A 5,905-nucleotide genomic window follows, 5' to 3' on the forward strand; every position below is an offset into this window, starting at 1 on the left:
CTTCAGACACATCAAGATCTTGCTGCAAATATTCATAACCACAAAAATATTGCCAATAAATATTTTCCTTTAGCTCTTCCTCCGTAAACGAATCAGAACCGTTGTACATAGCTTGAAGCATTGATAGTGCTAGCATTACTCTATGATCTTTCTTATTTCTACCAAATTGCTTGATTTCAATGTTAGGCAATGCTCTGGCTTCAAGTTCAGACCAATTTACTAAATCCCTTAGTTTATATAACTTGTTTTTAGGATTTAGTTTTGTAGATAATTTCTCTTCAAATAACCTTTCTTGTTTTTGGAGAAAAGTAATATTTTCTATAGGCATAATTTTAAAATCCGTAAGCTTTATGCGGTAATTATACCATTTTCTTATGGATTTTGTAAGCTGTTTATGACATGAAACCCCTTGTTAATTCAGGCGGGGAGAGTTTTGACGGAGGGACTCAATAATTTTATAATTTAAATCTTTAGATTTCTCGTAAGCGTATGTATCACCTCTACCTATCATAACATAAATTTGATCGGTTGATGTTAAGCTTCCTGGTGATCCAATCGTTACAACCGGATTTGTTATAACATTTTGTTGTGAAATTTCATGTAAAAAATAACCGCCGTTAGAAAAACCAATCCAGCCATTTACTCTTATTCCTGCTAGATCTGATATTATTGATTGGTAAGTTTCTGATGCTTGCTCTGGGTCCTTATGTGGCCAACAAATTTTATTGTCAAATTTTGGGCAACGATTGCGCGGTATAAGGGCTATAAAGCGTATATTCAGCTCGCGTCCTATATCATTCAATATCTGTCTATGCTTTCGTTCATCTGGTGAATCAAAAGATTCTGCTAATCCGCAAAGGTAAACCCAGCAGTTAGTAGATTTGGAATCACCTAGTTCAACAAAACGTGATTCTGCGTTTGCCTGTGATATCATATAAAATAAATATATTAATATAAAAAGATGTCTCGTCATAACCAATAAAAGTAATTTATTCCTCAGTATAATCAAATAAATCTTACTATAAAGAAGATTATATCTTAGGTATAAAGATTAGAAATAGTAGAGTTCATGTACCTTGGACAAATATTATCTTTATATTATCTTTATATATTATCTAATCCGTGTTAATAATAAGCGGATAATAATGGGTATTAATATTGTAATGAAAAAGAAAATTGTCGCTCTAGTTGGTCGTCCAAACGTGGGAAAATCGACTTTATTTAATAGATTGAGCGTTGGTAAAAAGGCTATAGTACATGATAGGCCTGGTGTAACAAGAGATAGGAAATACTCCGACGCAAAAATTGGCCCTATGGAGTTTACTGTTGTTGATACCCCTGGACTAGAGGAATCAGAGGAGGGGAAGCTTGAGCATCGCATGATGCAACAAACTATGATTTCAATTGCAGAAGCTGACCTAGTTTGCTTAGTTGTTGACAATCAGACTGGTATTACGCCAGCAGATAAATTCTTTGCTGAGTTTATTAGAAAATACGCTAAGAATCATATAGTTATAGCTAATAAATCAGAAAAAAGATTTAACCATGACCAAGAGTATTATAAATTAGGTTTTGGTGACCCTGTCCCAATTTCAGCTGAACATGGTCAAGGGCTAGCTGATCTTTATGATGCAATTGCAGAAAAAATTGATACAGAAGAAGGGGAAGTGATATCAGACCCGATTAGAGGGGATTGCTTACAAATAGTAATTGCTGGAAGGCCAAATTCTGGTAAGTCCACCTTTGTAAATGCGATTATTGGAGAAGATAGGATGCTGACTGGGCCTGAAGCTGGCATTACAAGAGAGTCGGTTGAAATTTCTTGGGAATATAAAGGAAATCGTATTAAGTTAATTGATACAGCTGGTCTTAGAAAAAGGTCTAATGTCACTCATAGCCTAGAGAAACTATCTACTGGAGACGCGATAGGCAGTATTAAATTTGCAAATACCGTAATTTTGATGTTAGATGCCACAATTGCTCTCGAACAACAAGATCTTACGATTGCAAATTATGTTATCGATCAAGGCCGAAGTTTGGTCATTGCCGTTAATAAATGGGACTTGATTCGTAAGAAGAAAGAATATAAAGAAGAATTCGAATATAAATTAGGAACTCATTTACCGCAAGTAAAAGGTATTCCGGTTGTATATCTTTCTGCTATTGATAGCACCACAACAGAAGGGGTCCTAGACAAATGTATTGATATATATAAACTATGGAATAAAAAAATATCAACATCCAAGCTAAATGATTGGTTAGGATTTGTATTAGATCGTCATCCACTTCCTCTTCATAAAAAGCTAGGACGTAGGGTAAGAATCAAATATATAACCCAGATCAAATCACGACCGCCGACATTTAAGTTATTTGCTAGTGATCCAGATAGTATAACAGATGCTTACAAGCGATATTTAGCAAATTCTTTACGGGATGATTTCGAAATGCCTGGAGTTCCAATGAGATTTTATTTTGAAAAATCTGATAATCCTTATGCTAAGAAAAAATAAATTGATACAGCAATATCAATATACAGTCCTAAACTTGGTGGAAACTTGTATTTGTTCCTTGAGGGAAGAGGTTCAGGCAGTGCTACGCATCATGCCGGATCAATTCCGGTATGACAAATATCGCTAACAACAGTATTCGCCAATGAAAAAATCAGTTTTATTAACTAGATCAAAATCAGCAAACAATGAACTGAAGGAAAAATTTATAAGCCAAGATTTTGATTTTTTAGATTGTAACCTTATTAAATATAAGTTGTTTCCAGTAGAAGCAGAGTATATTAATAAATTTTCTAATTTAATAATTACTAGTAATTTTGCTGCAAATAATATTCCCAATGCCCCAAGGTCTGATATGTCAGTTTGGGTAGTTGGAGAGAAATCAGCAAATAGCTTGAAAAACAAAGGTTACAAAGTTGAGCATTATGCCTCAAGTGCAGAAAATTTAAAAAAGCAACTTCCAGAAAAATTACACAAAACAACGTTGTATCTATCAGGAGATCATATCACTGTGAATATGCCATCTGAAATAACAAGAAAGATACTATATAAAACAGAATATCTTGAGTCTCTTTCGGAAAAAGAAGTTATAAGGTATAAAGAAGGTATAGATTATATAGTTTTATACTCTGAAAATTGCGCAAAAACCCTACTGAAATTATTAGTAGAAAATAATTTGGTGAATTATCTAGAAAATACTGCCATTGTTGCTATAAGCTCAAAGGTTGGAAAGGTATTTAGGCAAGTGTTTAAAAATGTGGTAGTATGCCATGATAGCCAATCAATGTTGAAATATATAGAAGAACATGAACGGAAAGATAAAACCAGCAGAAAATAAAAATACAAAAAGAGCAAATAGTAATTCCCTTAGAATTTTTGCCTTAATTCTAGGGCTCGTTATAGCTGTAATTGTAGTTTTGGTAAAATATAACCCACAATTATTTGATAGTTTTTTTAAAGAAAAATCTTCCCCCGCAGAACAAATATTGGTTGAGGATAGTAGCCTTGATAAAACTGCTCCCGAGGAGAGTTATTTCCCGGGACCAGAGGTGCCTTTGCTTAGTTTTTCACCAGATGAAAATGAATTAGATAGAGAGAATGGTGACCTTGGGGGCGCTGAAAATATGGAGCCAGAAGCCAGGCATCCTTATGAGATAGAGGTAGAAAAAGATGAACTTGCTGAGAAAAATATAGATTCCTCAGAGAAACAAATCCGATTGATAAGCGGATTAAATAATTATAGATTATTTTTAGCTAACGCCGAAAGGCTAATGACTAAATTTAGGCAAGACCAACTATTCTATAATGAGCTAAGGTTTTTTAATTCAATTACTCATCCTAATATGATAAAAAATACACTGCTTTTACTGGATGATTATAACAAAATGTTATCAAACCCTGAATGTGAATGTACTGATAAATTCGTTGAGATTTTTAGTTCTAAGCTAATGAGTAAGTTCATAAAAGTAACAAAAATTTCTAAAACTAAAGAAGAGCAGAAGCAGCTGAAAGACGGAATCAATGAAAACTTACCTGTGCTGATTAATTATATATACTCACCTGAACTGCAAGGGAGTTTTATAAAATGACGGCCTAAACCAGTCATACCGGACTTGACCCGGTATCTCCTGAGCTGCTGAAACGAGTTCAGCAGGACAACTATGGGTAGTCAGCTTGAATTTCAAGTATAACTTATGAAATTGTGAGTGTGAAGATGCTTTTAATATTTAACTTGAGTGTTGTGAAATGATTAGATTTTTGATTTTATGTACAGTCTTTTTCCTTCTTTATATTGGATTTAGTACTATTGGCGAGTACGATTCGGAGATTAAATTATTTGTATTTGATTATCAGGTTGAAACAACTTTATTTTTGTTTCTGAGTGTATTTGTTTTAATTCAATTGCTTCTTATGGTTGCTCTAAAATTAATCTTTTTAATATTTGATTTGCCTACTATTTTGAAGAAAAGATGGTACAGAAGAAAATTACTAAAAATAAACAACAGACTACTAAATGTTTTAGCAGAATTGTTAATGGGTAATAAGAAAAAATCACTTAAAATAACAAGTAACATATTGTCTGAGCTCGACGAAGAAAATAAGGATTTTGTAAATTTAGTTCTTGCGGAAGGAGAAGATAGTTTTGATAAAAAAATTCAATATTATCGCAACCTAATTGATAAAAAGAACTTTAGTGTTTATGCGTCAAAAAAACTTGCAGAAATTTTTTATAATAATACGCACCATATACAGGCTGAAGAATTTGCGCTTAAGGCTTTTAACGAAGATGATACCGATCCAGAGTTAATGTTAATTTTAATTAGAATATATGCCAACCTTGGATCTTGGCCCAAAATGGTATTTATTGTATCAAAATTACAGAGAACATACATGCCTCTGTTTGAAGTAAATTCTGAAGAGATAGCTTCGTATTATTATGCCGCTTCAAAGCACTACCTTCAAATAGGCTCAGAGGATGAAGCCAAAAAATACCTTGAGTTAGCTCTTGAATACAGACCTGACTACATAGAAGCATTAAATCTACTTATGGAATTACTTACAAACACCAATAACACTGCATCTATACTAAAAGTACTTAGAGCGGCATTTTCAGCCAAACCTTCTTTTGAAATAGCTAGAATGTTTGCTGATAGTTCTAGAAGTTCTGCGGAGGCTATTTATGGTACACTTGCTGGTATAGCTCAGCCAGCAAAGTATCCGGGTGTGTTTTTGGCGCTAGCAGGATATTTAGGTATTAAAGAAAAGGTAATAGAAATAAAGGAACCAAAATTAATTTCATACGATTCTAAGTAAAGGATTTGTATGACTGTGTCCGAAGCAATCCTTGATAGTAGGCAAAAAGAGCTTTTGGTCATATTGCAACAAGCAGGGGCTTCTATTGAGCCAATAACGTCCTTGACCAAGGTTAAGCGCTTGTTTTTTAAGTCAAAGCATCCAAAAAGCATATATCTTCATGGCGGTGTTGGAAGGGGTAAAACTATGCTAATGAAGATGTTTTATGATGCGGTAAAAGTTCCTAAAGAAATTATTCATTTCCAAAATTTTATGCAAATCACGCATAAAAAACTTCATCTACTTCAGGGTAAATCTGCTAATAAAGTTATCCAGGAATTAGCTTCAGATATCTCAACTAAGGCTCGTGTAGTTTGTATGGATGAGTTTGAAATAAAAGATATTACAGATGCAATGATTATAATGAGGTTATTTCGATATTTACTGAAAAACGAAGTGTTTATTTTTTTAACAACCAATACTATTCCAGATAATCTATATAAAGACGGCATGCAGAGAGAATCATTTTTACCTTTTATTGATATGGTAAAGAAGAAGTTTCAAGTTTTGTACCTAGATACTGCTATCGACTATAGATATAACGC

Annotated in this window: 7 protein-coding genes; 5 read left to right on the forward strand and 2 right to left on the reverse strand. The window is 33.4% G+C overall.

The window, feature by feature from the left end; translation table 11 throughout:
• Both Megvenef_RS06870 and Megvenef_RS06875 read right to left on the reverse strand, forming a co-directional pair.
• The coding region (locus Megvenef_RS06870) for a transposase (protein ID WP_322776028.1) at positions 1-328 on the reverse strand (328 nt) is incomplete at its 3' end.
• Positions 329-412: 84 nt separating this feature from the next.
• Positions 413-934: a hypothetical protein gene (locus Megvenef_RS06875; protein WP_322777230.1), complete on the reverse strand. Its 522-nt coding sequence runs from the start codon at positions 932-934 to the stop codon at positions 413-415.
• A 229-nt stretch (positions 935-1,163) separates the two neighbouring features.
• Here Megvenef_RS06875 and der point away from each other — a divergent pair, with 229 nt between their 5' ends.
• From der to zapE, 5 genes are all read left to right on the forward strand, one after another.
• Positions 1,164-2,510, forward strand: a complete 1,347-nt coding sequence (gene der / locus Megvenef_RS06880; protein WP_322777231.1) for a ribosome biogenesis GTPase Der — start codon at positions 1,164-1,166, stop codon at positions 2,508-2,510.
• A 142-nt stretch (positions 2,511-2,652) separates the two neighbouring features.
• Positions 2,653-3,345: a uroporphyrinogen-III synthase gene (locus tag Megvenef_RS06885; protein ID WP_322777232.1), complete on the forward strand. Its 693-nt coding sequence runs from the start codon at positions 2,653-2,655 to the stop codon at positions 3,343-3,345.
• Positions 3,314-4,096 carry a hypothetical protein gene (locus Megvenef_RS06890; protein WP_322777233.1) on the forward strand — a complete coding sequence of 261 codons (783 nt, stop codon included), beginning with the start codon at positions 3,314-3,316 and terminating at the stop codon, positions 4,094-4,096. The genes Megvenef_RS06885 and Megvenef_RS06890 overlap by 32 nt, the downstream gene beginning before the upstream one ends.
• Before the next feature lie 157 nt (positions 4,097-4,253).
• Positions 4,254-5,321, forward strand: a complete 1,068-nt coding sequence (locus Megvenef_RS06895) for a tetratricopeptide repeat protein (protein ID WP_322777234.1) — start codon at positions 4,254-4,256, stop codon at positions 5,319-5,321.
• 9 nt (positions 5,322-5,330) lie between these two features.
• On the forward strand, positions 5,331-5,905 hold a 575-nt coding region (gene zapE / locus Megvenef_RS06900; protein ID WP_322777235.1), incomplete at its 3' end, for a cell division protein ZapE.

The organism is Candidatus Megaera venefica (genome assembly GCF_034554655.1).
Lineage (GTDB): Bacteria > Pseudomonadota > Alphaproteobacteria > Rickettsiales > Rickettsiaceae > Megaera_A > Megaera_A venefica.

What these genes read in the sequence shown, in the direction of transcription:
- Megvenef_RS06895 (WP_322777234.1), top strand. Translation starts at nt 4,254, where the DNA reads ATGATTAGATTTTTGATTTTATGTACAGTCTTTTTCCTTCTTTATATT.
- Megvenef_RS06875 (WP_322777230.1), bottom strand. Translation starts at nt 934, where the DNA reads ATGATATCACAGGCAAACGCAGAATCACGTTTTGTTGAACTAGGTGAT.
- der (WP_322777231.1), top strand. Translation starts at nt 1,164, where the DNA reads ATGAAAAAGAAAATTGTCGCTCTAGTTGGTCGTCCAAACGTGGGAAAA.
- Megvenef_RS06885 (WP_322777232.1), top strand. Translation starts at nt 2,653, where the DNA reads ATGAAAAAATCAGTTTTATTAACTAGATCAAAATCAGCAAACAATGAA.
- Megvenef_RS06890 (WP_322777233.1), top strand. Translation starts at nt 3,314, where the DNA reads ATGAACGGAAAGATAAAACCAGCAGAAAATAAAAATACAAAAAGAGCA.